Source organism: Cellulosimicrobium cellulans (genome assembly GCF_016907755.1).
Lineage (GTDB): Bacteria > Actinomycetota > Actinomycetes > Actinomycetales > Cellulomonadaceae > Cellulosimicrobium > Cellulosimicrobium cellulans_D.
In genome coordinates this window covers 3,310,826-3,336,566 of sequence record NZ_JAFBCN010000001.1, presented here as the reverse complement: position 1 = coordinate 3,336,566, position 25,741 = coordinate 3,310,826, and the positions used below count along the sequence as shown (strand labels likewise).

The following is a 25,741-nucleotide window of genomic DNA, read 5'->3' as shown; positions in this document are numbered from 1 at the left end:
CATGAGCGACCTGACCGTCACGGCGCCCGGCACGCCCGCGAGCGCCACGTCGTCCCGCCCCGGCTCGGGCGCGGGCACACCTTCCACCCCGCTGCGCGACACGAGCCGCCCGCGTGGCCGGCGCTGGTGGTCCGAGGTCGGCTGGCGCCACGTCGTGGGCGTCGTCGCGATCGTCTACTGCGTGATCCCGCTGCTGTACGTCCTCTCGGCGTCGCTCAACCCGGGCGGCACGCTCACGGGCTCGAACGACCTGTTCCGCACGGTCGACCGCGCCAACTACGCCGAGCTGTTCGGCACGGACTTCCCGAGCTGGTTCGTCAACTCGCTGCTCGTCTCGTCCGTCACGGCGGTCGGGACCGTGCTCATGGGCGGCGCGGCCGCGTACGCGTTCTCGCGCTTCCGCTTCTCGGGACGCCGCGGGACGCTCACCACGCTGCTGCTCGTGCAGATGTTCCCGCAGATGCTCGCGGTCGTCGCGATCTTCCTGCTGCTGCTCGCGCTCGGCGACGTGTTCCCGGCGCTCGGCACGGACAACCACCTCGCGCTGATCATGGTGTACCTGGGCGGCGCGCTGGGCGTGAACACGTTCCTCATGTACGGGTTCTTCAACACCGTGCCGCGCGAGATCGACGAGGCGGCCCGCATCGACGGGGCGACGCACGCGCAGATCTTCTGGACGATCGTGCTGCGCCTCGTCGCGCCGATCCTCGCGGTCGTGGGGCTGCTCTCGTTCGTCGGGACCTACGGCGAGTTCATCATCGCCAAGACGGTGCTGCAGTCGTCCGAGAAGCTGACGCTCGCCGTCGGCCTGTACCAGTGGGCGTCGGACGAGCGCAACGCGCCGTGGGGCCTGTTCGCCGCCGGTGCCGTGCTCGCCGCGATCCCGATCCTCGTGCTGTTCCTCTTCCTCCAGAAGTACATCGTCGGCGGGCTCACCGCCGGGTCCGTGAAGGGCTGACCGCGTGCGTGACGTCGCGACCTCCGTCCCGCACCACGACGGCTCGGCGCTGTACGTCCCCGAGGGCGTGCCCGCCCTCGGGGACACGGTCCCCGTCCGCGTGCGCGTGCCCCGGTCGGTGGGCGTGCGCGACGTGTGGCTGCGCACCGTGCGCGACGGCGAGCCCCGCCTCGCCCCCGCGCGGCTCGACCGCTCGGACGAGCACGAGGACTGGTACGTCGCCGAGGTGCTCGTGCACAACCCCGAGACGGGGTACCGGTTCTTCCTCGACGAGGGCGCGGCCGGGTACCGCTGGCTCAACGGCCGCGGGGTGTGGGACCGCGACGTGCCCGACGCCGCGGACTTCCGCCTCACGGTCCACGAGGGAGCTCCCGCGTGGATGCGCGACGGCGTCGTCTACCAGGTCTTCCCGGACCGGTTCGCCCGGTCGGCCGCGGCCGACGGGCGCCCGCTCCCGGAGTGGGCCGTCCCGGCCGCCTGGGGCGACGAGCCGCACGGGTCGGGGCCCGACGTCGGGACGCAGTACTACGGGGGCGACCTCGCCGGCGTCGAGGAACGGCTCGACCACCTCGTCGCACTGGGAGTGACGACCCTCTACACGACGCCCGTCTTCCCTGGGCGCTCCAACCACCGCTACGACGCGAGCACGTTCGACCACGTCGACCCGCTGCTCGGCGGGGACGCCGCCTACGCCTCGCTGATCCGCGCCGCGCACGCGCGCGGGCTGCGCGTCATGGGCGACCTCACGACCAACCACACGGGCGCCGGGCACGAGTGGTTCGCGCGGGCGCTCGCGGACCCCGCCGCGCCGGAGCGCGACTTCTACTACTGGACCGACGGCGAGCCCGGGTACGTGGGCTGGCTCGAGCACGCGTCGCTGCCCAAGCTGTCGCACGGCTCGGCCGAGCTCGGGGCGCGGATGATCGACGGGCCCGGCTCCGTCGTCGGCCGCTACCTGGGCGAGCCGTTCGGCCTCGACGGCTGGCGCATCGACGTCGCGAACATGACCGGCCGGTTCGGCGCCGAGGACCGCACGCTCGAGGTCGCGCGGCGACTGCGCGCGACCATGCGGGCCGCGAACCCCGAGGCCGCGCTCGTCGCGGAGCACTTCCACGACGCGTCGGGCGACCTCGCGGGCGACGGCTGGCACGCGAACATGAACTACTCCGCGTTCACGCGGCCTGCCTGGACGTGGCTGTCGCCCGCGGACTCGCCCGTGCCCTACCTCGGGCTGCCGGTGCGCACGCCGCGGCGCGGGGGACGCGACGTCGTCGCGACCATGCGCGAGTTCGACGCCGTGCTGCCGTGGCGCGTCACGGCGTCGCAGTGGAACATGCTGGGCTCGCACGACACCCCCCGCCTGCGCTCGATCGTGGGCTCGCGCGAGATGGTCGAGGTCGCGGCGACGCTCCTGCTCACCTACCCCGGCACGCCGGTGGTCTTCGCGGGCGACGAGGTGGGGCTCACCGGTCTGAACGGGGAGCACGGGCGCGCGACCATGCCGTGGGACGACGCGGGCACGACGGGCGCAGGCTCCGGCCGCTGGGACGCCGCGACGTTCGACCTGTACCGCGCGCTGATCGCCGTGCGACGCCGCTCGGAGGCGCTGCGGCACGGCGGCCTGCGCTGGGTGCACGTGGACGACGACGCCCTCGTCTACCTGCGCGAGACGCCCGGCGAGCGCGTGCTCGTCGCGCTCGCCCGCGCGCCGTGGGACGGCGTCACCCTGCACCCCGCGCTCGTGGGGTCGGGCGAGGCGGAGCGGCTGCACGGCACGCTGGACCTCGCCCGGCACGACGGCGGCACCCGCCTCGCGGGCGACGGCCCGGCCGTCGGGGTGTGGCGCCTGGGCTGAGCCGCGTGTCCCGGCGGCCGCAGGGGGGTCGCCCGGCGCTCCGGCGGGTCAGGCGAAGAGGTGCGCGACCTGGCGCACCGCGTCGTCGTACCGGGCGCGATCGAACGTGAACGTACCGAGCGCGGAGTAGTCCCACTCGGGCCGGAACGGCTGCGTGAGGTCACGCCAGGTGACCGTCGTCGCGTCGGCGGCGACGGTCACCTCGAACGGCCAGCACCCCGCCTCGTGGCAGTCGCACGCGAGCACCCACGCGTGCCCGCCCGCAGGTGTCCGGCCACGCCCGTACCACTGGTGCGCGGCGTCGCCGTACCGGAAGAACGCGGGGACCAGCCCGCCGTACGCGCCGGCGGGGGAGTACCCGGACGCCGACTCGTGCCGTCCGACGAGGTCGACGAGCGAGCGGCCGTCCACGTACGGGACGACCTCGACCAGGCCGTCGACGGTGACGGCTCGCAGCTCGAGCGCGTGCGCTGCACCCATGTGCGCGAGGCTACGCCCCAGCCCGGCAGCGCGCCGCCGAGAAGGGACTTCTTGCCCCTGAGCGGCTCGGATCGAGGGCAAGGACTCCCTTCTCGGCGTGACGAGCCCCCGGCACACCGACGGTGCGCCTCCACGCGGGTCCCGCCACGCCCGACGGGCCTCGTTACGCTGGGGGCCGTGCAGACGTTCGAGCAGGAGGCGTTCGACCCCGCGGTCGTGGGGACCGGCCCGCGGCCCGCGCGCGGCGAGGAGGGCACGGCGTCGTACTCGGACGCCGACACCGAGCGGTGGTTCGTCGAGTCCGCGAAGTCCCGGGCCCGCACGCCGTTCGAGCGCGACCGCGCGCGCATCGTGCACTCGTCCGCGCTGCGTCGGCTGGGCGCCAAGACGCAGGTGCTCGGGCCGGGCAGCGACGACTTCGTCCGCACGCGCCTCACGCACACGCTGGAGGTCGCGCAGGTGGGGCGCGAGATCGGCAAGGCGCTCGGCTGCGACCCGGACATCGTGGACACCGCGTGCCTCGCGCACGACCTCGGGCACCCGCCGTTCGGGCACAACGGGGAGCGGGCGCTCGCGGACCTCGCGGTCGACGTCGGCGGGTTCGAGGGCAACGCGCAGACCCTGCGGCTGCTCACGCGGCTCGACCCCAAGGTCGTCGACGCGGACGGGCGCTCGTACGGGCTCAACCTCACGCGCGCGAGCCTCGACGCGAGCGTGAAGTACCCGTGGGGCGCGGGGGAGGCACCGCTGCGCGCGGACGGTCGCCCGACGCACAAGTTCGGCGTCTACGAGGACGACCGGCCCGTGTTCGACTGGCTGCGCGCGGGCGCGCCGAGCCAGGTCAAGTGCCTCGAGGCGCAGGTCATGGACCTCGCGGACGACGTGTCGTACTCCGTGCACGACGTCGAGGACGCGATCGTGGGCGGGCGCATCGAGCTCGCGGTGCTGGACGACGCCGACGAGCGCGCCCGCGTCGTGCGCGCGGTCCACTCCTGGTACGGCACCGCGTACGACGAGGCGGCGCTCGACGCCGCGATCACGCGCCTCCAGGGCACGGGTCATCTGGTGACCGGGTTCGACGGGTCGCGGCGCGCGCTCGCGGCGCTCAAGGACGCGACGAGCCAGCTCATCGGCCGGTTCACCGGGGCCGCCCAGGACGCGACCCGCGCCCTCTACGGGGACGGTCCGCTCACCCGGTACGCCGCGCGGCTCGTGGTCCCGGACGAGACGGTCGCGGAGATCCTCGTGCTCAAGGGCGTCGCGGTCGCCTACGTCATGGCACCGCGCGAGCAGGAGCCGCTCTACCAGCGCCAGCGCGAGGTCATCGCCGACCTCGTGCACGTCTTCTCCGACCGCGCGCCCGTCGCGCTCGAGCCGTCGTTCGCGGCGGACTGGGAGGCAGCGCCCGACGACGCGGCCCGGCTGCGCGTCGTCGTCGACCAGGTCGCCTCTCTGACCGACGTCTCCGCGATGCAGTTCCACGCACGCCTCGTGCGCCCGCCGGCCTGAGGCCGACGGGCGCGACGCGGTCGGGTCGGAGGGCTGGCTCAGCCCTGCTCGGCCATCCAGGCGTCGCTGGCGCGCTGCACGTCCGCGGCCGTCACGGAGTCCGCGACGGTCACGAAGAACCAGCGGTGCCCGAACGGGTCGCGGACCGCGGCCTGCCGGAACCCCTCGAACCAGTCCGCGGGCTCCGCGATGCTCGACCCGCCCGCGGAGATCGCCCGCGCGTACGCGGCGTCGGCGTCCTCGACCGGGATCGTGAACGACGCGTGCGTCGGCGCCCCGGCCTCGGGCGCGACGGAGTCGGGCGGGAACGCCTCCGCGACCGTGAAGGTGGACGTCCCGGCGGGGGAGTCGAGCCGCAGGTCGGAGTGGATGATCGTGTCGCCCGCCGTGATCGTGTCGATCACCTCGGCGCCGAGCGCCGTCTCGTAGTACGCGATCGCCTCGCGCGCGCCGCTCACCGTGAGGTTGGGGTGCAGTGCCGACATCTCCATGGGGTCCTCCTCGTCTGGGCGCCCGCGTCGGGTGCGGGCCGTCCCACCATGCTCGTGTCGGCGGGCCGTGCCAGTCTTGGAGGAATGCGACAGGTGTTCGAACCCCAGGACCGCGCCGACGCGAGGGCGGCGTCCCAGCTCGGCCCGACGACGTCCCTGCGGGGGCTCGTCGACCCCGCCGCCGCGCGGCGCGGGTTCGAGCTCGTGCGCGTCGAGCCGGCGCCGGACCTCGCGGACCTCGTCGAGCGGCACTGGGTCGTGCGCTGGGACCTGCCGCCGGGGGAGTCGTTCACGCAGGTCCTGGTGCCGCACCCCGTCGCCAACGTGGTCGCCGAGGCGACGGGGTACGTCGCGCACGGCATCCCGTCGGGTCTGTTCGAGCGCACCCTGACCGGGTCGGGGGCCGTCGTGGGGACCAAGCTGCGGCCAGGCGCGTTCCGCGTCCTGCTGGGGCACGCGGACGCCGTGCACCCGGGCGTGCAGCTCCCCGCCGCCGCGTTCCTCGGCCCGACGGCGGAGCGCACCGGCGCCGCCGCGCTCGCCCTCGCCGTCGCCGGCCGGGACGAGCAGGCCGCACGCGGCGTCGAGCCGCTGCTGCGGGCGCGGGCCGACCGCGTCCGCGACGCGCGGACGGCACGCGACCTCGATCGCGTCGCCCGCGCGTTCGCCGCTCTCGTGGCCGGGGACCTCGGGCCCGGCGCGGGCGTCGCCGACCTCGCCGCCGTCGTCGGGACCTCCGCACGCTCGCTCCAGCGGCTCTTCGCGGCGTACGTCGGTGTGAGCCCCAAGTGGGCCCTGCAGCGCCACCGCGTGCACCTCGCGGCCGACCTGCTCGCCGCCGACCCCGACCAGGACCTCGCGGCGCTCGCGAGCGCCGTCGGGTACTACGACCAGGCGCACCTCGGTACCGACTTCGCGCGCGCGACCGGGTCCACGCCCGGGGCGTACGCGCGACGCTGCGCCGCGTCGCGCGACGCGCTCGTCGGGGCGGGCGCGACGGCGCACCCCGGGTGACCGACGACGCCGTCGAGCCACCCCCGAGGCACCGCCCGGGCGCATAGACTCGCTCCGTGGCTGGCCTGATTCGACGCGAGGACGTGGAAGCCGTCCGCGACCGCGCACGGATCGACGAGATCGTCTCCGCGCACGTCACCCTCAAGACCGCGGGCGTCGGCTCGCTCAAGGGGCTGTGCCCCTTCCACGACGAGCGCTCGCCGTCCTTCCACGTGCGGCCCGGCGTGGGGCGCTGGCACTGCTTCGGGTGCGGCGAGGGCGGCGACGTCATCTCGTTCGTCCAGAAGATCGACGGCCTGACGTTCGTCGAGGCGGTCGAGTACCTCGCGGACCGCGTCGGGATCCAGCTCCGCTACGAGGACTCGGGCGGGCCGCAGCGTCCCCGCGAGGAGCCGGGCCGGCGCCAGCGGCTGCTCGAGGCGCACCGCGTCGCCGCGCAGTACTTCTCCGAGCAGCTCTTCGCGTCCGGCGCGCAGGCCGCCCGCGCGTTCCTCGCCGAACGCAGCTTCGACCGCACGGACGCCGAGCACTTCGGCGTCGGGTACGCGCCCACCGGCTGGGACAACCTGCAACGGCACCTCCAGGGGCGCGGCTTCACGCAGCCCGAGCTCGTCGCCTCCGGCCTCATGAGCCAGGGCCAGCGCGGCATCTACGACCGGTTCCGCGGGCGCCTCGTGTGGCCCATCCGCGACGTCACCGGCGAGATCGTCGGGTTCGGCGCGCGCCGCCTCTACGACGAGGACCAGGGGCCCAAGTACCTCAACACGCCCGAGACCTCGCTCTACAAGAAGTCGCACGTGCTGTACGGCATCGACCTCGCCAAGCGCGAGATCGCCAAGCAGAAGCGCGTCGTCGTCGTCGAGGGGTACACGGACGTCATGGCGGCGCACCTGTCCGGAGTGACGACCGCCGTCGCGACGTGCGGCACCGCGTTCGGCTCGGACCACGCGCGCATCGTGCGCCGTCTCCTCGGCGACACGACCGCCGGGGGCGGCATGCAGCTCGCGTCGGGCGCGTCCGTCGGGGGCGAGGTGGTGTTCACGTTCGACGGCGACGCGGCGGGCCAGAAGGCCGCCGTGCGCGCGTTCGGCGAGGACCAGCGCTTCTACGCCCAGACGTTCGTGGCCGTCGAGCCGAGCGGCATGGACCCGTGCGAGCTGCGCATGGCGCGCGGCCCCGACGCGGTGCGCGCCCTGGTCGACGGGCGCCAGCCCCTCTTCGAGTTCGTCATCCGGACGACCCTCGCGACGTTCGACCTCGACACCGCCGAGGGCCGCGTCGGTGCGCTGCGCGCCGCCGCCCCGGTCGTCGCCGGGATCCGCGACGCCGCGCTGCGTCCCGAGTACGCCCGCATGCTCGCGGGCTGGATCGGCATGGACGCCGAGCGCGTCCGGCGCGAGGTCGCCGCGGCGGCCAAGCGCGGCAGCGCGCCCGGGCCGGTCCGCACGTCGCGGCCTGACGGCGCCCGCCCCGGCGGAGAGGGCACGGAGCCCGAGCCCGCCGTCCCGGCACTCCCCGCACCCGACCCGCGCGACCCCGTGGCGCGCCGTGAGCGCCTCGCTCTCGCCGCCGTCCTGCAGTACCCCCAGCACGTCCCGCCCGTCTTCGACGACCTCGGCGAGGACGCGTTCGCCGTCCCGGCCTGGCGCGCCGTCCACGCCGCGATCCGCGCCGCGGGCGGGGTGCGCGAGGGCGCGACGCTCGGCGCCGGGCACTGGGTCGAGGCCGTCGTCGAGCAGGCCGCCGAGCCCGTGCGCGGCCTCGTGACCGAGCTCGCCGTCGCACCGCTCCCCGAGGACCGCGAGAACGTCGTCGGCGGCTACGTCGCCGGCGTCGTCCGTGGCCTCGTCGACCTCGGCCTGACCCGCCGCGTCGCCGACGCGAAGAGCCGCCTGCAGCGCCTCGACCCCGCGGCGGACCTCGCCGCATACCAGGAGGCGTTCGCCGCGCTCCTCGCGGTCGAGGCCGAGCGTCGCACGCTGCGCGAGGGCGAGATCGCCTGAGCCCTCCGGGAGGTCAGGCCGTCGCGTCCACGGTCGCGGCGGTCGTCGCCGCCCGGCGGTCGCGCGCCGCCTGCCGGTCCGGCGGCATGAGGGCCGCGAGGACGACGAGGACCGCGGCGCTCGCGGTGAGCAGGACGAACACGACGTGGATCGCGCTCATGAGGCCGGGGCCCTCGGGCGTGCCGTCGGCGCCGAGCGTGGTGCGGGCGTTGATGATCGCGCCGCAGACCGCGACGCCGACCGCGGACCCGAGCGACCGCGCGAACATGTTGGTGCCCGTCACGGCGCCGCGCTCCGTGAACGCGGCCGACGACTGGGCGGCGATGAGCGTCGGGACGGCGGTCAGCCCCATCCCGACGCCGACGACGAACATCGTCGCGGCGACCGCGACGACCGACGACGACGCGCCCAGCAGCAGCGTGAGCGACGTGCCGGCGAGGACGAGCGCCGACCCGATGACGGCGGTCCAGCGGAAGCCGATCCGCAGGTAGAGACGCCCGGCGTTCGAGGCGGAGATCGGCCAGCCGACCGTCATCGCCGCGAGCGCGAACCCCGCGACGAGCGGCCCGACGCCGAGGACCCCCTGGGCGTAGATCGGCACGTACGTGGACAGCGCGAGGACGATCACCCCGACGAGGAGCGAGACGGCCGTCGAGACGCCGATGACGCGCCGGCGCAGGATCGCGAGGTCGACCACGGGGTAGCGCGTGCGGCGCGCGTGCACCGCGAAGACGCCGAGCAGGAGGACCGCGGCACCGAGGACCGCGACCGAGGCGGGGGAGGCCCACGCCCACGTGGACCCGCCCTCGAGGAGACCGAGCAGCAGGAGCGTGCTGCCCGCGGTGAGCAGCGCCGCGCCGACGTAGTCGATGGGCTCGCGCGCACCCTCGCGGGGGGACTCGTGGTACCGGCGGTGCAGCATCCACGCGGCCAGGGCGCACAGCGGCACGTTGACGAAGAAGATCCAGCGCCAGCTGACGAACTCCGAGAACACGCCGCCCAGCGTCGGGCCGACGACGGACGAGATCGCCCACACCGACGCGAGGTAGCCCTGCGCCTTCGCGCGCTCCTCGAGCGTGTAGATGTCCGCGGCGATCGTCTGGGAGACGGGCATCACCGCACCGGCGCCCAGACCCTGGAGCACGCGGCCGGCGACGAGCGCGGGCATCGACCACGCGAACCCGCACAGCACGGACCCGAGGAAGAACAGGGCGACCCCCGCCAGCATGAGTCGCTTGCGACCGAGGACGTCGGACAACCTGCCGAAGACGGGCGTCCCGACCGCCTGCGCGAGCAGGTAGCTGGAGAAGAGCCAGGGGAGCTGCGCGAACCCACCGAGCTCGCGCGCGATCGTCGCCGACGCCGTCGCGATGATCGTCGCGTCGAGGGCGACGAGCGCGGTGGACAGCATGAGCGCGAGGAGGACGGGGCCGCGCTCGGAGCGCAGGCCGATCCCGGCGGAGGACGTCGTGGTCACGACAGACGCAAGCCTCAGGCAACGGTCCCGTATTCCCGGCCGCCCCCGCCGCGCCGCGTCGACGTGCGGGCCGGGCGGGAGAAACGACTCGGCCCCGGACCGCTGTGCGGTCCGGGGCCGAGCTCTCGAGGCTCCCGCGGTAGGACTTGAACCTACGACCGTCCGATTAACAGTCGGATGCTCTGCCAGCTGAGCTACGCGGGATCGATCATGGCTGCCACGGTGTGCACCGCAGCGACCGGGGAAAACTCTAGCAGGCTCAGAGGGGTAGTCCGGACGCCGACCGGACCCGTCCCTCGGCGGCGTCCACGCGGGCGGTGACCTCCGGGTCCGTCAGGTCGACGCCCGGGTCTGCGACGACCTGCGAGAAGAGCTCGCCGTCACCGTCCCGCCGCACGGCGACCCGGGCGGTGAGCCCTGCGGCGAACGTCACGGTCTCCGACAGGACCACCGACGACTGGACGCGCTCGCGCAGCGTCTGGGCGAGCGACGTGCGGCGCGCGTCGGCCAGCGCGAGGGCCAGGGGAGGGGCGCCGTCGACCCACGAGACCGTGATCGTGGCGGTCTCCGGCGCGTACCCCGCCCGGTCCACGTCCGACCACGGGCGTCGTGCGACCACCCTGCCCGTCGGGTCGCTCGTGAGGAGCTCGGTGCGGGTCGCGACCGCCCACGAGCCGTCGGCCAGCTCGGCCGAGGCGAGCACGCGATCGCTCGCCGGGACGTCGAGCGCGCGGCGGACCGGGTCGGGGAGCGCGGGGCGGCGGAACCAGGACACGCACCCACCGTAGCCGCTCGGTGGGTGCGGGCCGGCGCGCGAGCCGGCCGATCGGCTCTCGGTGGCTCTCCGCTGGCCGATCCTCCCGAAGGCAGCGAGCATCCGAGGGAGCGAGGTTCACGAACGAGGGGACGACCCATGATCGCAAGGACGGCTGCAGGACTCGTCACGACGATCGTCGCGCTGCTGTGCATCGTGCTCGCCGCGATGCCGAGCGCGGCCCTCTCGTACTCCTACCAGGCGGGTCACCCGATGTACTTCGGCGGTCCTCGCTCCGGCGTCCTGTGCACCGGCTCCTACACCATCACGGGGACGAGCGGGTCGTTCCCGGTGACCGCCGCGCACTGCGCCACGCCGCGAACCACGGTGTTCGGCACCGATGCGGCCTGGGGCGCCGTCGCCTACTCGAAGACGTACCCGAACACCGACACGGCGCTGGTCCGCGCCTCCGGCGGTGTGGGGCTGTACCAGGTGGTCGTCGACCCGCGCACCGGCGCGACGCCAGGTGACGGCAGGGTGACCGGCATCCTGCGGACGAACGCGCAGGTCCGGGACGCGCTGGTCGGCAAGATGGGTGCGACGAGCGGCTGGCAAGAGGGGCGGATCACCTTCTGGGGGTACCACCCGCAGTACGGCGGCGTCCTCGTCTGTCACACGGCGACGACTCTCGCCGGCGACTCCGGTGGGCCCGTGTGGCGCCTGGACGAGCACGGACTGCGGGCGGTCGGGATCACCGTCCTGCGGCTGGCGGACGGGTCCGGGGGGTGCTACCACCCGATCGACCACGTCCTGAAGGCGTGGGGCGCACGCCTGAACGTCTTCCCGAGCGGATCGGTGACCTACTCCGAGGCGACGCTCTCCGTGCCCGGCAGCCTGCCCTTCGTCAACCTCACGCTGGGAGGCGCGTCCGCCCGATCGACGCCGAGCTCTGGCGACACCCCCGGCACGCCGGGACGGGATGCGCCGACGGTGGTCGTGACCTATTGATGCGGCGTAGTGCCGCCAGACCGATCCCGGAAGCCGTGCCCCGTGCAGGACTTGAACCCGCGACCGAGAGATTATGAGTCTCCTGCTCTGACCAGCTGAGCTAACGGGGCGCGCCGGTGAGCATACCGCCGCGGGTCGTCCGGCGGGCGCAGGGATCGACGTGCGTTCCGGCGCGGGCAGCGGTCTCATGGCGTCATGACGATCCACATCAAGCGGGTGTACGAGCCGGCTGAGGACGGCGACGGGTTCCGCGTGCTCGTCGACCGGCTGTGGCCGCGCGGCGAGAGCAAGGAGAAGGCGCACGTGGGTCTCTGGCTCAAAGAGGTCGCGCCGTCCACCGAGCTGCGGCGGTGGTTCCACCACGAGGAGCGGCTGTTCGACGAGTTCGCCGAGCGGTACCGGGCCGAGCTCGACGCGAACGGCGACGCGGTGGGGGAGCTGCGGGACGTCGTCGGGCAGCACCCTGTGGTGACGCTCGTGTACGGGGCGCGCGACGAGGAGCACAACCAGGCCGTCGTGCTGCGGGACTACCTGGCCGCGACCGGCTCGTCCTGACGGGCGGGGACGTGCCCGCCCGGGCGGGCACGGTCGCGCCGGAGGTCGCGGTCGAGGGCGCGGCGCAGCCGCGGGCCGAGCGGACGCTCGACGGCGCGGTGGACCACCCAGGCGAGCGCGAGGCACGCGGTGACCGCGACGGCGAGCGTCGCGGCCCGGGACAGGTACGGGTGCACCGACTCGATCACCCACCGCCCCCACGACGCGTGCACGAGGTAGAGCGGGTAGGTGAGCGCGCCCAGCGCGGTGAGCCAGCCCCACGAGACTCGCGCGAGCGGGGTCAGCGTCGCGACGGCGACGACGGCGAAGCACAGGACGATGGCGACCCACCCGACGGCGGGGGACACGACGACGTCGGTGCTGTTCTCGATGCGGGCCGCCTGGATCCGGCCCGACACGGCGGCCGCGAGGACGACGTCGAGGGCGAGCGCGAGCCAGAGGACCGGTGACCGGCGCTCCCGCGTGAGCAGGTAGAGCACCATCCCGCCGGCGAAGAGCGGGGCGTCGGGCGCGACGAGGACGGTCGCGACGAGGCCGGAGCCCGCCTGCGTGGCGATCGCCCCCGCGACGGGCCAGAGCACGACGAACGCGAGCACCCGTGCCCGGGTGAGGCCGACGGCGACGAGCAGGCCGACGAGGACGTAGAACCGCAGCTCCGACCAGAGCGTCCAGTAGACGGCCTCGAGGTCGGGGATCCCGAACGCGCGCTGGACCATGGTGAGGTTGGCGGCCGCCTGCGGGAGGTCGACGTCGCGCCGGCCAGGGATCACGAGGACGAGCAGGGCGAGCGTGAGGAGCACGGCGGCCCAGTACGCGGGGAACAGCCGGCCGGCTCGCGAGGCGACGAAGCCGCGGACGTCGCGGCCCCAGGCCGTCATGAGGATGACGAAGCCGCTGACCACGAAGAAGAGCTGGACGCCGAACGAGCCGTACGCGGCGACGCCCTGCACGCCCGGCAGGGAGTCGCTCGTCCGCTCGCCCCACGCGTGGTGGTTGACGGCGACGAAGTGGTAGACGAGCACTGCCGCGGCGGCGGTGAACCGGAGTCCGTCGAGCACGGCGAGGCGCGGGTTCGTCGTGGGCATCCGAGGCACGTTACCAAACCGTGATCTGAGCTTCCCGAGGTCGGCGCTCGGCGTGCGTGCGGGGCGCGGTGCTGGCACTGTGTCCGGGCCGGAGAACCCGGCGGCGCGCTGGGGGCGGCGTCCCGACGACCGAGGAGGTCCAGTGGCACCGAGCATCAGCTCGACGGGCAAGGCGGCGGCACGCGGCGCGCGGGGCAGCAGGCTGCTCGAGATCCTCGCCCGTGCCGGGTACGCCGTGAGCGGCCTGCTCCACCTCGTGGTCGGGGTGCTCGCCGTGCAGGTGGCGACCGGTTCGACGTCGAGCGAGCAGGCGGACCAGACCGGCGCGCTCACCGCCATCGCGCAGACGCCGGGCGGGACCGTCCTGCTCTGGTTCGCCGTCGTGGCGTTCGCCGCGCTCGCGCTGTGGCAGCTCACCGTGGCGATCAGCGGCGCGGCCGAGACGTCCGACCGGCTCAAGGCCGCCGGCAAGGCGGTGCTCTACCTGGCGCTCGGCGTGCTCGCCGTGCAGGTCGTGAACGGGTCCGCGGGCGGCTCCGGCCAGGAGGAGAGCATGACGGCGACGCTCATGCAGAAGCCGGGCGGCGTGCTCCTCGTGGGCGCCGTCGGCGTCGGGATCGTCGCCGCAGGCGTGTACCACGTGGTGAAGGGCTGGCGGAAGAAGTTCCTCGAGGACCTCGAGGGCGGCACGGGCGGGAACGTCGGTCGCGCCGTCGTGACGCTCGGCCGGGTGGGCTACGTCGCCAAGGGGGTCGCGCTCGGCGTGCTCGGCGCGCTCTTCGTCGTGGCAGCCGTGCAGCACGACCCCGAGCAGGCGGGCGGGCTCGACGCCGCGTTCGCGACCCTCGCGGCCCAGCCGTTCGGCGCGGTGCTGCTCGTCGCCGTCGGGCTCGGCTTCGCGGCGTACGGGCTCTACTCCTTCGCTCGCGCCCGGTACGCCCGCATGTGACGCGGGCCCCAGGCGTGCGGGTCGTGGACCCGGCGGTCCGTCGTCGTGCGCATGGAAGAATGGCGCCCATGGCGATGAGAGAGATCCGGACCATCCCGGACCCCGTGCTCCGCACCCCCTGCGACGAGATCACCACCATCGACGACCGTGTGCGCTCGCTCGTCGCGGACCTCGTCGAGACCGTCGACCACGAGGGCCGCGCGGGCCTCGCCGCCAACCAGATCGGCGTGAACCTGCGGGCCTTCTCGTGGAACATCGACGACGAGATCGGGTACGTGCTCAACCCGCGCATCGTCGAGCTCTCCGACGACTACCAGGACGGTGACGAAGGCTGCCTCTCCGTCCCCAACCTCTGGTACCCGACGCGGCGCGCCTGGTACGCGCGCGTCGTGGGGACGGACCTCGACGGCAACGAGGTCGTCGTCGAGGGCACCGAGCTCATGGCGCGCTGCCTGCAGCACGAGTGCGACCACCTCGACGGGATGCTGTACCTGGACCGGCTCGACCGTTCCGTGCGCAAGAAGGCGATGCGGGAGCTGCGCGAGCACCTGTGACGACGCGCGGCGCCTGACGACCTCCGGGCTCGCCCGGCGAATCTGTCGCGCGAACGCGCCGGATCGTGCAAGATGGGCACAAGACACGCCGCGACGTACCGTGTGACGTGCTGTGACACCACCCTCGGTGAGGACGTTGGGGAAGACGCAACCTCGACCTAGGGAGGCAGACATGGCCGGTGCCATCACCCGCGGTGTTCTTTACGTGCACTCAGCACCGCGTGCTCTGTGCCCGCACATGGAGTGGGCCGCGGGCAACGTCCTCGGCGTGCGCGTGTCGCTCGACTGGACCGAGCAGCCCGCCGCGCGCGGCCTCTACCGGGCCGAGTACTCGTGGCAGGGCCCGCAGGGCACGGGCGCCAAGCTCGCCTCCGCGCTGCGCGGCTGGTCCCACCTGCGCTACGAGGTCACCGAGGAGCCCAGCCACGGGGTCGACGGCGGCCGGTGGTCGCACACTCCCGACCTCGGCATCTTCTACGCCCAGACCGACGTGCACGGCAACATCGTGGTCCCCGAGGACCGGATCCGCGCCGCGCTGGAGCAGGTGAGCGAGCCCTGGGCCATGCGAGACGCGCTGCACCTGGCGCTCGGCAAGGCGTGGGACGACGAGCTCGAGCCGTTCCGCTACGCCGGTGCCGGCGCCCCGGTGCGCTGGCTCCACCGCGTCGGCTGACGCCGCGCCTCCACCACCCCCACGACACGACCGAGGGCGCCTGCCGGGAGATCCCGGCAGGCGCCCTCGGTCGTGGTGCGCCTAGCCCGCGCGGCGTGCGCGGTGCGCGCGCAGGCGGACGACGGCGCCGGTGGCCACGAGCAGCAGCGCCGCGACCAGGAACAGGCCCAGGTCGTCGGTGCCGGTCCGGGCGAGGTAGTCCGACCCGCTCCCGTTGCCCGCGTGGGTGGAGCCGGAGCCGGAGCCGGGGCCGGAGCTGCCCGGTCCGTCGCCGCCCGTGGGCGTGAGGTAGACCTCGAACGACGCGACCGTGGAGTCGCCGACGTCGACGCTCGTCGCCGTGCCCGTGTGCGGTCCGACCTCGAAGTCGGCCGGGACGACGAACGTCCAGCTGACCTGGCCGCTCGCGTCGGCGGTCGCCACCGGAAGGATCAGCGGCTCCGAGTTGATGACGGCCTGGACCGACTCGCCCGGCTCGAAGCCCGACGCGACGAACGTCTGCTCCGCGCCGCGCAGCACGCGAGGCGTGACGAACGACGACACCAGGGCCCTGTCACCGGCGGCGACGACCGTGAGCGGCGCCTCCGCCTCGTTCCCGGCGTCGTCGGACGCGTGCACGGTGTAGTCGCCCGGCGTCGCGTCGTCGGGCACCGTGATCGGGGTGGTGAAGCTCCCCGTGTCGTCGGTCTCCACGTCGACCGTCGCGACGACGTCGCCGTCCTCGTCGACCAGGTCGACCGTGACCGTGGTGTTCGGCGGCCAGCCCTCCCCCGTCACGGTGACCTCGTCGCCGGGGTTCGCCGTGGTCGGGTCGACCGTGACGGTCGGCTCGGACACCCCGACGCCCCCGACGCCGAGCGGGGTCTCCGCTTCGGTGGAAGTGGTGTCGTCGATGCCGACGACGGTGTAGTCGCCGGGGGTGGTGCCCTCGGGGACGGTGACCGGTGTCGTGAACGCCCCGTCGCCGTCGGTCGCGACGTCCTCGACGGTGGCGATGACGGTGCCGGAGCCGTCGCGGATCTCGACGGTGACCGTGGCGTCCGGGGTGTAGCCCGTGCCGTCGACGGTGACCTCGTCACCGGGGTTGGCGGTGGCCGGGTCCACGGTGAGTGCGGGCTCGATCGCCGCAGCTTCCACGACCAAGGGCGTCTCGGCCTCGGTGGAGGTCGTGTCGTCGACGCCGACGACGGTGTAGTCGCCCGGTGTCGTGTCGACCGGGACGGTGATGGGGCTGGTGAAGCCGCCGTCGCCGTCGGTCGGGACGTCGGTGAGCGTGGCGACGACGGTGCCGCTCGTGTCCCGGACCTCGACCGTGACCGTCGAGTCGGGCGTGTAGCCCGTGCCCGTGACGGTCGTCGGGGTGCCTGCCGGAACGGTGGTCGGGTCGACGGTCACCGCCGGGGTGAGGGCGGCTGCCTCGACGGTGAGCGGGGTCTCCGCCTCGGTCGAGGTCGTGTCGTCGATGCCGACGACGGTGTAGTCGCCGGGGGTGGTGCCCGCGGGGACGGAGATCGGGGTGGTGAAGTTCCCGTCGCCGTCGGTGGGGACGTCGCCCAGGGTGGCGACGACCGCTCCGCTCTCGTCGCGGATCTCGACGGTGACGGTCGAGTCGGGGGTGTACCCCGTGCCGTCGACGGTGACCTGGTCACCCGGAACGGCCGTCGTCGGGTCGACCGTCACCGCCGGGGTGAGGGCGGCTGCCTCGATGGTGAGCGGGGTCTCCGCCTCGGTGGTGGTGGTGTCGTCGATGCCGACGACGGTGTAGTCGCCGGGGGTGGTGTTCGCGGGGACGGTGATGGGCGTCGTGAAGCCGCCGTCACCGTCGGTCGGGACGTCGCTCAGGGTGGCGACGACGGTGCCAGTCGTGTCCCGGACCTCGACCGTGACCGTCGAGTCGGGCGTGTAGCCCGTGCCCGTGACGGTCGTCGGGGTGCCTGCCGGAACGGTGGTCGGGTCGACAGTCACCGCCGGGGTGAGGGCGGCTGCCTCGACGGTGAGCGGGGTCTCCGCCTCGGTCGAGGTCGTGTCGTCGATGCCGACGACGGTGTAGTCGCCGGGGGTGGTGCCCGCGGGGACGGAGATCGGGGTGGTGAAGTTCCCGTCGCCGTCGGTGGGGACGTCGCCCAGGGTGGCGACGACCGCTCCGCTCTCGTCGCGGATCTCGACGGTGACCGTCGAGTCGGGGGTGTAGCCCGTGCCGTCGACGGTGACGTCGTCACCGGGGTTGGCGGTGGTCGGGTCGACCGTCACGGAGGGCGTGAGCGCAGCCGCCGTCACGGCGAGAGCCGTCTCGGCCTCGGTGGAGGTGGTGTCGTCGATGCCGACGACGGTGTAGTCGCCCGGGGCGGTGTCCACGGGGACGGTGACGGGAGTGGTGAAACCGCCGTCGGCGTCGGTGGGGACGTCGGTCAGTGTGGTGATGACCGTGCCCTCGCCGTCGCGGATCTCGACCGTGACCGTGGAGTCCGGCGTGTAGCCCGTGCCGGTGACGGTCGTCGGCGTGCCTGCCGGGATGGACGCCGGGTCGACGGTCACCGCCGGGGTGATCGCCGCGACCGTCGAGCCACGGACGGTCGCCGACGCGAGGTGGAGCTCCGCGAGGCCCGTGCCCGTCCCGACCTCGAGGATCGACAGGGTCAGGGCGCGCTGCGTGAACGTCGCGTCGGCGACGGACGGCTCGGGCTCCTGGACGTTGACGACGAGGCTCACGACCTCCGTGAGGATCTCGAAGACCGGCGAGAGCGCGGTGAGCACGGGACCGGTGACCTCCGACGTGATCGTCCCGGCGAGCGTGCTCACCAGTCCGGTCCCGTCGGCGAACAGCACCGTGTCGAGCGGACCGGCCAGCGCGCTGACGAGGTCGCCCAGCGGGAGCGTGAGCGGCACGCCGGTGAGCGCGATCGTGATGGTGGCGTCGGCGGGGTCGACCGTCCCGTCGACCACGTCGCCGACGGTCGTGTCGAGGTTGATGGCCAGGTTGAGGAGGTCCGGGGCGAGGGGCACCGGGTTGTCGACGACGGCCTCGACCGTCAGCGTCAGGCTCGCGGCGTGCAGCGCCGTGTCGACCGCTCCGACGAGCGCTGTCGTGAGGTCGTCGAGGGCCGCGCTGAGCCCGTCGAGGATCGCGTTGATCGCGGCGTCGTCGAGGACCTCGGTGTTGGGGTCGAACCCGTTCAGCGACCCGGTGCCGCCGAGGATCGTGTCGAGGTCGACCGTCACGGTCCCGTCGCCGACGTTGATCACGACGCCTTCGTCGCCGAAGTCCTGGTCGAGCACGGGCGCCAGGGCGCTGTCGAGGTCGACGTCGATCGCGACCGTGGGTTCGAGGTCCCCGCCGAGGACGGTCAGCACCTGGGCGAGCGCTCCGATCCCGTTCAGCGCCTGGGCGAGCAGCCCGTCGGTCCCGACGAGCTGTCCGACGGCGCCGTCCACGAGCGGGACGACCTCGTCGTCGACCGCCGTGGCGATGCCCGAGACGGCCGGGCTGTCGAGCGTGAGGGTCGCACCGGCGATCTGGTAGTCGCCGGTCGGTGCCGCGCCGCCAGTCGCCTCCGCCGTCGCGGACAGCGCGCCGAGCGACAGGTCGAGGTCCGCGACGACCGACTCGAAGCCGGGGCCGAGGAGCTGTGTGAGGTTGAGCTGCGCGTCGGACGGGAACTCCTCGCTGCCGCCGACCGAGATCGCGCCCTGGTCCGAGACCGCGCCCGAGGCGGCCCGTGCGGAGCCGTCGTCGTTCGCCTCGCCGTACTGGTTGACCGCACCGAGCTGCAGGATGCCGTTCGGACCCAGCAGCTGCAGGGTGCCCGTCAGGTCGATCCCGAGCGACTGGAAGACCGTGGCGGCCAGGGGGTTCGTGACGACCGGGTTCGCCCCGGACGGGTTCTCGGCCACGGCACCATCCAGCGCCGCGATCGTCGCGAGGTCGAGCCCGGCGACGGTGCCGCTGAGGAACTGCCCGCTGCCCTCCGAGTCGTCCGTCGGGGCGGCGGTCGCGGCGATCCCTCCCGCGAAGGTCAGGGCGCCGACGACACCCCCTACCGCCGCGAGCGCCGTCGCTCGCCTCCAGCGGGGTGGTGCCTGGGTGGAGAGATGTCTCGCCGTTCGGGTCACGTGCCTGTCCTTCCGCTCGCCTGCCTCGAGGTGGTGATGTGGCAGGCGCCACATCACGCCCACAGGGTCGGCGATGGGACGGAGGCGTGCTCGACGGGTGACAGGAGGCGCGGGGTGAAAGCCGACGGGCGGCGGCAGGGCGGGGTGCTGCGTCCGGATTTGGCGCGGCTTGTCCGGACAAAAGGGATGGGTGAAATCGCAACGATCTGGACGATCGTCCATCTCAGGAGCCGAGACCTCGGCGTCCGGATCGTCCGGCCTCCGGCGCGCACGAGCCCCGGGGCGACGGCCGCTCGGCCGTCGCCCCGGGGCTCGAGGAAAGGCTGCTCAGACGCTCGCGACCGCGAGCGCGACGTTGTGGCCGCCGAACCCGAACGAGTTGTTCACCGCCACGATGTCGCCCGTCGGGAGCGGCGCCGGGGTGTCGCGCACGAGCGGCACCTGGAGCTCCGGGTCGGGGTTCGCGACGTTGATCGTCGGGGGAGCGAGGCGCTCGGCGACCGCCTTGATCGTGAAGATCGACTCCAGCGCGCCCGCGCCACCGAGGAGGTGCCCGGTCATCGACTTGGTCGCCGACAGCAGCACGTGGTCCGTGTCGGGGCCCAGGAGGGAGCGGATCGAGCGGGTCTCCGTGAGGTCGCCCACCTTGGTCGAGGTCGCGTGCGCGTTGACGTGCACGACGTCGCGCCCGGTCACCCCGGCCTCCTCGATCGCACGGCGCATCGCGGCGACCTGGCCGCGACCGTCCGGGTCGGGAGACGTGATGTGGTACGCGTCGGAGGACAGGCCGACGCCGGCGAGCCGCGCGTACACGCGGGCGCCGCGCGCGGCGGCGTGCTCCGCGCTCTCCAGGACGACGACGCCCGAGCCCTCGCCGATGACGAAGCCGTCGCGGTCGACGTCGTAGGGGCGCGACGCGCCCTGCGGGTCGTCGTTGCGCAGCGAGAGCGTGCGCGAGGCGGCGAAGGCCGCGATAGGCATGGGGTGGATCGTCGCCTCGGTGCCGCCCGCGACGACGACGTCCGCGCGGCCCGCGCGGATCATGTCGACGCCGTAGCCGATCGCCTCGGCCCCGGACGCGCACGCCGAGACGAGCGCGTGGGCGCCTGCGCGGGCGCCGAGCTCGAGCGACACGTAGGCGGTGGGGGAGTTGGGCATGAGCATGGGCACGGTCATGGGGAGCATGCGGCGGGCGCCGCGCTCGCGCAACGTGTCCCAGCCGTCCAGCGTGGTCCAGATGCCGCCGATGCCGGACGACACGACGGTGCCGAGCCGGTCGCCGTCGACCTCGGGGCTGCCCGCGTCGGCCCACGCCTCGCGCGCGGCGATGATGGCGTACTGCGTGGACGGGTCCATGCGCTTGATCTCGGGACGCGCGAGGACCTCGGCGGGGTCCACCTTGAGGGTCGCGGCGAAGGTCACCGGGATCTCGTAGCGCTCCGCCCAGTCGTTGTCGAGGGTGCGGGCGCCGGACTCGCCGGCGAGCGCCGCGGCCCAGGTCGAGGGCACGTCGCCGCCGAGCGGCGTGGTGGCGCCGAGGCCGGTGACGACGACTTCAGTAGCGGCGGACATGGTGCTCCTCGGGTGGGGTGAGGCGGGGGCGGGAGGACGGGCGGGCCGGCGTGGGTGACGCCGACCCGCCCGCAGGCCTGCGGGGCAGGCGGGGCGTGCTCAGGCCTGGGCGCCCGTGATGAAGGACACGGCGTCGCCGACCGTCGTGAGGTTCTTGACCTCGTCGTCCGGGATGCGGACCCCGAACTTGTCCTCGGCGTGCGTGACGATCGTCATCATCGACAGCGAGTCGATGTCGAGGTCGTCGGTGAAGGACTTCTCGAGCGCGACGGCGTCGGTCGGCAGACCCGTCTCCTCGGCGACGATCTCGGCGAGGCCGGCGAGGACTTCCTGCTCGGTGTAAGCCATGGTTTCTCCTTGTCGTGGGGCCGGCGGCGACCGGTCCCGGTGGCGGTGCCCGGTGGGTGTCCCGGGCGGTACAGCGGTAGACGGTGCGTGCGACGGACGGGTCCGCCGACGGCGTGGGTCCCCCCGCGTGGGGAGGGCGGCCGTCCGTCCAGGGTGATTCTCCCTTACGGCAGGACGACCACCTGCGCGGCGTAGACGAGCCCGGCGCCGAACCCGATCTGGAGCGCGAGGTCTCCGGAGCGGACCTGGCCCTCGTCGAGCAGACGACGCGTGGCGAGCGGGATCGAGGCGGCCGACGTGTTGCCGGTCTCTGCGATGTCGCGGGCGACCGCGACGGTGTCGGGGAGCTGGAGCTGCTTGATCATCTGGTCGATGATGCGCATGTTCGCCTGGTGCGGCACGAAGGCGCCGATGTCGCCGGGCGTGACCCCGGCCTCGGCCATGGCCTTGGCCGCGACGGGCGCCATCTGGAACGCGGCCCACTTGAAGACGCTCTGCCCGTCCTGGCGCAGCGTGGGCCAGCCGAGCGACGGGTCCTCGCGCAGGTCCGACCAGGCGTGCGTCTGGCGGATCGCCTGGGCCTTGCCGCCGTCGGACCCCCACACGGTGGGGCCGATGCCGGGGGTGTCCGACGGGCCGACGATCGCGGCGCCCGCGCCGTCGCCCAGGAGGAACGAGATCGACCGGTCGGTCGGGTCGATGAAGTCGCTCATCTTCTCCGCGCCGACGACGAGCACGTGCGTCGCGGTGCCGGCGCGCACGAGGGCGTCGGCCTGCGCGATCGCGTACGCGTACCCGGCGCACGCGGCGGAGACGTCGAACGCGGCGGCGGGCGTGGCCCCCAGGCGCTCGGCGAGCACCGCGGCGGCCGCGGGCGTCTGGTGGAAGTACGTGACCGTGGAGACGATGACGGCGTCGATGTCCGAGCCCTGGAGCCCGGCGCGGGCGAGCGCGTCGAGCGCCGCGGCCTCGGACAGGTCGAGCACGTCGACCTCGGCCCCGGCGCGACGGCGCGTCACGATCCCGGTGCGCTGGCGGATCCACTCGTCGGACGAGTCGATCGGCCCGGCGACGTCGTCGTTCGTGACGACGTTCTCGCCGCGCACGCCCCCGATCGCGAGGATCCGCGAGTACGCCGGGCCGGTGGCCTGGCGCAGCGTCACGCCGCTCACGCGTCGTCGCCCGGGGCGGGCGCGCCGCCCACGACGGAGTGGCGGGCGATCAGGTCGCGGGCCGCCTCGACGTCGTCGGGCGACTTCACGGCCACCGACTCCACGCCCTTGAGCGTGCGGCGCGCGAGGCCCGTGAGGACGCCGCCCGGCGCGAGCTCGAGGATCGCGGTGACGCCCAGCTCGGCGAGCGTCTCCTGGCACAGGTCCCAGCGCACGGGTGCGGCGATCTGCGCGGTGAGGCGCCGGACGACGTCGCGCGCCTTGCCGGACGTGCTGCCCTCGATGTCGATGGTCGCGTACGACTCGCCGTCGGCGTTCGAGAGGAACGGCAGGCGCGGGTCGGCGACGTCCCACGACGCGGCGACCGGCTCGAACTCCTCGAGCGCGGGCTGCATGAACGGCGTGTGGAACGCCCCGGCGACCTGGAGCGGGATGACGCGCGCCTTGGCGGGCGGGTTCTCGGCGAGGGCCGCGAGGTGGTCGAGCGCGCCGGCGGCGACGACCTGGCCGCCGCCGTTGACGTTGGCGGGCCACAGGTGCGCGGCCTCGATCGCGGCGAGCACCTCCTCGGGGTCGCCCCCGACGACCGCGCTCATGCCCGTGGGCGTCGCGGCGGCGGCCGCGGCCATGGCGCGCGCGCGGTGCGCGACGAGCCCGACCGCGCCGACGTCGGTCAGCGCGCCCGCGACCGCGGCGGCGGCGAGCTCGCCCACCGAGTGGCCCGCGGTCACGTCGACGACGTCCGCGGTGTCCCGGCCGTCGAGGATCGCCCGCAGCGCGACGAGCGACGACGCGACGATGAGCGGCTGGGCGACCGCGGTGTCACGGATCGTGTCGGCGTCGGACTCCGTCCCGTGCGCGCGCAGGTCGAGGCTCGCGGCCTCGCCGAACGCGGCGACCTGGTCGGCGACGCCGGGCAGCTCGAGCCAGGGGGCGAGCATTCCGGGGGACTGGGAGCCCTGTCCAGGGCACAAGACGGCGAGCACCCGTCAACTGTGCCGTCCCGGGGCTCTCGTGCCACGTCACGACCCGCACCAACCTTGCGGAGGGTGATTGTGCCGAACCTACAAGGGTGCCGAGAGCGGGCGCGTCCGCCGGTCCCCGCGCACGAGTGGGCTCAGCGCGTCGTGGAGAGCTGCCCGAGCGCGAGCGCGACCTGCAGGACGAACGACTCGCGCGCGTCGAGCGGGTCCCACCCGGTGATCTCGGAGACCTTGCGCAGGCGGTAGCGCACCGTGTTGGGGTGCACGTACAGCGAGCGGGCGGCCGCCTCGAGCGACCGGCCCGTGCCCAGATAGGCCGACAACGTCTCGAGCACCGACCCCGTCGCCTCCGCGAGCGGCCGGTACGCCTGCGCGACGAGCGTGCGGCGCGCGGTCGTGTCGCCCGTGAGCACGCGCTCCGGCAGCAGGTCGTCGGCGAGGACCGGGCGCGGCGCCTGGGGCCACGCCGGCGCGGCGCGCAGGCCCGCGAGCGCCGCCTGGGCGGAGCGCGCCGCCTCCTCCAGGCCGGGGACGGTCGGGCCGATGACGACGGGACCGGGCCCGAACCGCGGCAGGAGCGACGCGGCCGCGGCCTGCAGGTCGCCCTCCCCGCCGAGCACGAGCACGAGGCGGTCGCCGTGGATGCCCACGAGCGCGTCGCCCGCCGCGCGCCGCGTCGCGCGCCGCAGCTCGGCCGTGCGCACCTCGTCGAGCGTCGAGGCGATCGTGCCCGCCATGACCAGGGTCGGGCCGTGCCCGCCCCAGCCGAGCGCCGAGACGCGCGAGCGCAGCGAGTCGTCGCCGTCGCCGCGGATCAGCGCGTCGACCACGAGGGCCTCGAGACGCGCGTCCCACGCGCCGCGCACCTCGGCGGCGCGCGCGTAGACCTCGGCGGCGGAGAACGCGACCTCGCGCGAGTAGCGCAGGACCGCCTCCCGCAGGTCGCGCTCGCCCCCGGGGGCCGCGAGCTGGTCGGAGTACGCCTCGACGACCTCGACGACGATGCGGACCAGCTGGAGCGTGTTCTGCAGGGAGATCGAGCGCGTCAGCTCGGGGGGCGCGGCCGCGAAGATGTCGCTCACGCCGTGCGGCGGGGCCAGCGGGTCCGCGTACCAGGTGACGAACGCGGTGATGCCGGACTGCGCCACGAGCCCCACGTACGAGCGGTCCTCGGCCGGCAGCTCGCGGTACCACGGGATCTCGTCGTCCAGGCGTCGCAGCGCGGCCGACATGAGCAGGCCGCTCCCGTCGCGCAGGCGCTGGAGGTTGTCCGCGTTGCCCGTCGGGCCGCTCGGGGCGGACGCGCTCGCGGGCGTCCTGGGGGTGGCCGTCACGCGCCGAGCATACGGTCCGTGCTTGTGGACAGTCCACAAATGCGCTCGTGCACGCGAGGCTCGACGGCGCCCGACCCGGGCCGCTGGGTGAGCGTCCGGACGACCCGCTAGGGTCGGGACATGGCCCTCATGCCCCGACTCCGACAGCTCATGCGTCGGCCGACGTCCGCGTCGACCGTCGGCACGCGCCGCCCGCGGTCCGGGGAGAAGCGCGGGGACACGGTCCACGAGGACGCGCTGCGGGCGATGCTCGTCGACGACCCCAACGACGAGCGCGCGTTCCGGGCGCTCGCCGAGCTGGTCCGGCGCCGCGCCGCCGAGGGCCCGGCCACCGACGACCCGCTCGCCGCACCCGTGGACGACACGGAGAAGCAGCGCGCCGCCGACCTCGCGGTCTGGGCGCTCGCGGAGGAGCTCGCCGGGCACCCCAAGGGGTGGTACCCCCTGGTCGAGCTCGGGCGCCTGTCCCTCGACGACGACCAGGAGGCCGCGCTGCGCCGGTTCGCGACGGCCGCCGAGCGCGACCCGTCGGGGCGTGCGCTCGCGCAGTCGATGGAGGTGCTGCGCACGGCGGGCCTGCCGGTCGAGGCGCTGGGCCTGGGCGTCGGGCACTGGCGCGCGCGCGAGCACGAGCCCGAGGTCGGGCGCCAGCTCGTCCTCGCCGCGATCGACGCCGACCGTCCCCTCGAGGCACGGCACCACCTGGAGTCGCTCGTCGAGTACGGCGACCCCCAGGGCGTGGCGTCCCTGCGCGCGGACCTCGAGCGCACCGTCGCGCAGGCCGAGCAGCACCGCGCCGGCACCTGACCACCCCCCCGGGCGAGGATGCGGCGGGACCGCTGCCGCGCCGTCGGGCC

22 protein-coding genes and 2 tRNA genes are annotated in these 25,741 nt (G+C 74.3%); 11 read left to right on the top strand and 13 right to left on the bottom strand.

The window, feature by feature from the left end; all coding sequences use genetic code 11:
• The first annotated feature begins 1 nt into the window (after nt 1).
• Both JOE63_RS14570 and JOE63_RS14565 read left to right on the top strand, forming a co-directional pair.
• Nucleotides 2–958 carry a sugar ABC transporter permease gene (locus JOE63_RS14570; RefSeq protein WP_204542301.1) on the top strand — a complete coding sequence of 319 codons (957 nt, stop codon included), beginning with the start codon at nt 2–4 and terminating at the stop codon, nt 956–958.
• Nucleotides 959–962: 4 nt separating this feature from the next.
• Entirely contained in the window at nt 963–2,813 is a 1,851-nt protein-coding gene (locus JOE63_RS14565; RefSeq protein ID WP_204542300.1) for a glycoside hydrolase family 13 protein, read from the top strand.
• A gap of 48 nt (nt 2,814–2,861) precedes the next feature.
• Here JOE63_RS14565 and JOE63_RS14560 read toward each other — a convergent pair whose 3' ends face one another.
• Nucleotides 2,862–3,293 carry a hypothetical protein gene (locus JOE63_RS14560; protein WP_087469256.1) on the bottom strand — a complete coding sequence of 144 codons (432 nt, stop codon included), beginning with the start codon at nt 3,291–3,293 and terminating at the stop codon, nt 2,862–2,864.
• 216 nt (nt 3,294–3,509) lie between these two features.
• Between JOE63_RS14560 and JOE63_RS14555 the strand changes: the two genes are divergently transcribed.
• Nucleotides 3,510–4,802, top strand: coding sequence for a deoxyguanosinetriphosphate triphosphohydrolase (locus tag JOE63_RS14555; protein WP_307840320.1), 1,293 nt, complete (start codon nt 3,510–3,512; stop codon nt 4,800–4,802).
• A gap of 38 nt (nt 4,803–4,840) precedes the next feature.
• Here the strand turns inward: JOE63_RS14555 and JOE63_RS14550 are convergent, their stop codons facing one another.
• The gene (locus tag JOE63_RS14550; RefSeq protein WP_087469254.1) at nt 4,841–5,293 is read right to left on the bottom strand and encodes a VOC family protein; all 453 of its coding nucleotides are present in this window, start codon (nt 5,291–5,293) and stop codon (nt 4,841–4,843) included.
• Nucleotides 5,294–5,386: 93 nt separating this feature from the next.
• Between JOE63_RS14550 and JOE63_RS14545 the strand changes: the two genes are divergently transcribed.
• A complete protein-coding gene (locus JOE63_RS14545; RefSeq protein ID WP_204542298.1) occupies nt 5,387–6,307 on the top strand; it encodes an AraC family transcriptional regulator in 921 nt (306 codons plus the stop codon).
• A gap of 56 nt (nt 6,308–6,363) precedes the next feature.
• A complete protein-coding gene (gene dnaG / locus JOE63_RS14540; RefSeq protein WP_087469252.1) occupies nt 6,364–8,310 on the top strand; it encodes a DNA primase in 1,947 nt (648 codons plus the stop codon).
• A gap of 13 nt (nt 8,311–8,323) precedes the next feature.
• Here dnaG and JOE63_RS14535 read toward each other — a convergent pair whose 3' ends face one another.
• From JOE63_RS14535 to JOE63_RS14525, 3 genes are all read right to left on the bottom strand, one after another.
• Complete coding sequence (locus tag JOE63_RS14535; protein WP_204542297.1) at nt 8,324–9,787, bottom strand: MDR family MFS transporter; 1,464 nt, start codon at nt 9,785–9,787, stop codon at nt 8,324–8,326.
• A 131-nt stretch (nt 9,788–9,918) separates the two neighbouring features.
• Nucleotides 9,919–9,991: transfer RNA gene (locus tag JOE63_RS14530), tRNA-Asn, on the bottom strand.
• Between the two features lie 55 nt (nt 9,992–10,046).
• Entirely contained in the window at nt 10,047–10,562 is a 516-nt protein-coding gene (locus JOE63_RS14525) for a hypothetical protein (RefSeq protein WP_087472407.1), read from the bottom strand.
• A gap of 138 nt (nt 10,563–10,700) precedes the next feature.
• Between JOE63_RS14525 and JOE63_RS14520 the strand changes: the two genes are divergently transcribed.
• Nucleotides 10,701–11,549: a hypothetical protein gene (locus JOE63_RS14520; protein WP_204542295.1), complete on the top strand. Its 849-nt coding sequence runs from the start codon at nt 10,701–10,703 to the stop codon at nt 11,547–11,549.
• 36 nt (nt 11,550–11,585) lie between these two features.
• On the opposite strand, the gene JOE63_RS14515 is transcribed toward JOE63_RS14520, so the two are convergent.
• Nucleotides 11,586–11,659, bottom strand: a tRNA-Ile gene (locus JOE63_RS14515).
• Between the two features lie 85 nt (nt 11,660–11,744).
• Between JOE63_RS14515 and JOE63_RS14510 the strand changes: the two genes are divergently transcribed.
• Nucleotides 11,745–12,104, top strand: a complete 360-nt coding sequence (locus tag JOE63_RS14510; protein ID WP_204542294.1) for a DUF488 domain-containing protein — start codon at nt 11,745–11,747, stop codon at nt 12,102–12,104.
• On the opposite strand, the gene JOE63_RS14505 is transcribed toward JOE63_RS14510, so the two are convergent.
• Nucleotides 12,077–13,189, bottom strand: a complete 1,113-nt coding sequence (locus JOE63_RS14505) for an acyltransferase family protein (RefSeq protein WP_204542293.1) — start codon at nt 13,187–13,189, stop codon at nt 12,077–12,079. The two genes, JOE63_RS14510 and JOE63_RS14505, sit on opposite strands and share 28 nt — an antisense overlap.
• Nucleotides 13,190–13,331: 142 nt before the next feature.
• Here JOE63_RS14505 and JOE63_RS14500 point away from each other — a divergent pair, with 142 nt between their 5' ends.
• The 3 genes from JOE63_RS14500 (at nt 13,332) to JOE63_RS14490 (ending at nt 15,365) form a co-directional block, all read left to right on the top strand.
• The gene (locus tag JOE63_RS14500) at nt 13,332–14,138 is read left to right on the top strand and encodes a DUF1206 domain-containing protein (protein ID WP_244286196.1); all 807 of its coding nucleotides are present in this window, start codon (nt 13,332–13,334) and stop codon (nt 14,136–14,138) included.
• A 68-nt stretch (nt 14,139–14,206) separates the two neighbouring features.
• Nucleotides 14,207–14,692, top strand: coding sequence for a peptide deformylase (gene def, locus JOE63_RS14495; RefSeq protein ID WP_087473029.1), 486 nt, complete (start codon nt 14,207–14,209; stop codon nt 14,690–14,692).
• A gap of 172 nt (nt 14,693–14,864) precedes the next feature.
• Nucleotides 14,865–15,365 carry a DUF3145 domain-containing protein gene (locus JOE63_RS14490; protein WP_047233028.1) on the top strand — a complete coding sequence of 167 codons (501 nt, stop codon included), beginning with the start codon at nt 14,865–14,867 and terminating at the stop codon, nt 15,363–15,365.
• 81 nt (nt 15,366–15,446) lie between these two features.
• On the opposite strand, the gene JOE63_RS14485 is transcribed toward JOE63_RS14490, so the two are convergent.
• From JOE63_RS14485 to JOE63_RS14460, 6 genes are all read right to left on the bottom strand, one after another.
• A complete protein-coding gene (locus JOE63_RS14485; protein WP_204542292.1) occupies nt 15,447–19,475 on the bottom strand; it encodes a choice-of-anchor G family protein in 4,029 nt (1,342 codons plus the stop codon).
• A gap of 327 nt (nt 19,476–19,802) precedes the next feature.
• Complete coding sequence (locus JOE63_RS14480; RefSeq protein WP_087472403.1) at nt 19,803–21,047, bottom strand: beta-ketoacyl-[acyl-carrier-protein] synthase family protein; 1,245 nt, start codon at nt 21,045–21,047, stop codon at nt 19,803–19,805.
• A 99-nt stretch (nt 21,048–21,146) separates the two neighbouring features.
• Nucleotides 21,147–21,395 carry an acyl carrier protein gene (locus JOE63_RS14475; protein ID WP_021482065.1) on the bottom strand — a complete coding sequence of 83 codons (249 nt, stop codon included), beginning with the start codon at nt 21,393–21,395 and terminating at the stop codon, nt 21,147–21,149.
• Between the two features lie 164 nt (nt 21,396–21,559).
• The gene (locus JOE63_RS14470; RefSeq protein WP_087472402.1) at nt 21,560–22,567 is read right to left on the bottom strand and encodes a beta-ketoacyl-ACP synthase III; all 1,008 of its coding nucleotides are present in this window, start codon (nt 22,565–22,567) and stop codon (nt 21,560–21,562) included.
• Complete coding sequence (locus tag JOE63_RS14465; protein ID WP_204542291.1) at nt 22,564–23,553, bottom strand: ACP S-malonyltransferase; 990 nt, start codon at nt 23,551–23,553, stop codon at nt 22,564–22,566. Before JOE63_RS14465 ends, JOE63_RS14470 begins: the two co-directional genes overlap by 4 nt.
• 131 nt (nt 23,554–23,684) lie before the next feature.
• The gene (locus JOE63_RS14460) at nt 23,685–24,884 is read right to left on the bottom strand and encodes a PucR family transcriptional regulator (protein ID WP_374059044.1); all 1,200 of its coding nucleotides are present in this window, start codon (nt 24,882–24,884) and stop codon (nt 23,685–23,687) included.
• A 120-nt stretch (nt 24,885–25,004) separates the two neighbouring features.
• Between JOE63_RS14460 and JOE63_RS14455 the strand changes: the two genes are divergently transcribed.
• Nucleotides 25,005–25,691: a hypothetical protein gene (locus JOE63_RS14455; protein WP_204542290.1), complete on the top strand. Its 687-nt coding sequence runs from the start codon at nt 25,005–25,007 to the stop codon at nt 25,689–25,691.
• Nucleotides 25,692–25,741 lie beyond the last annotated feature (50 nt).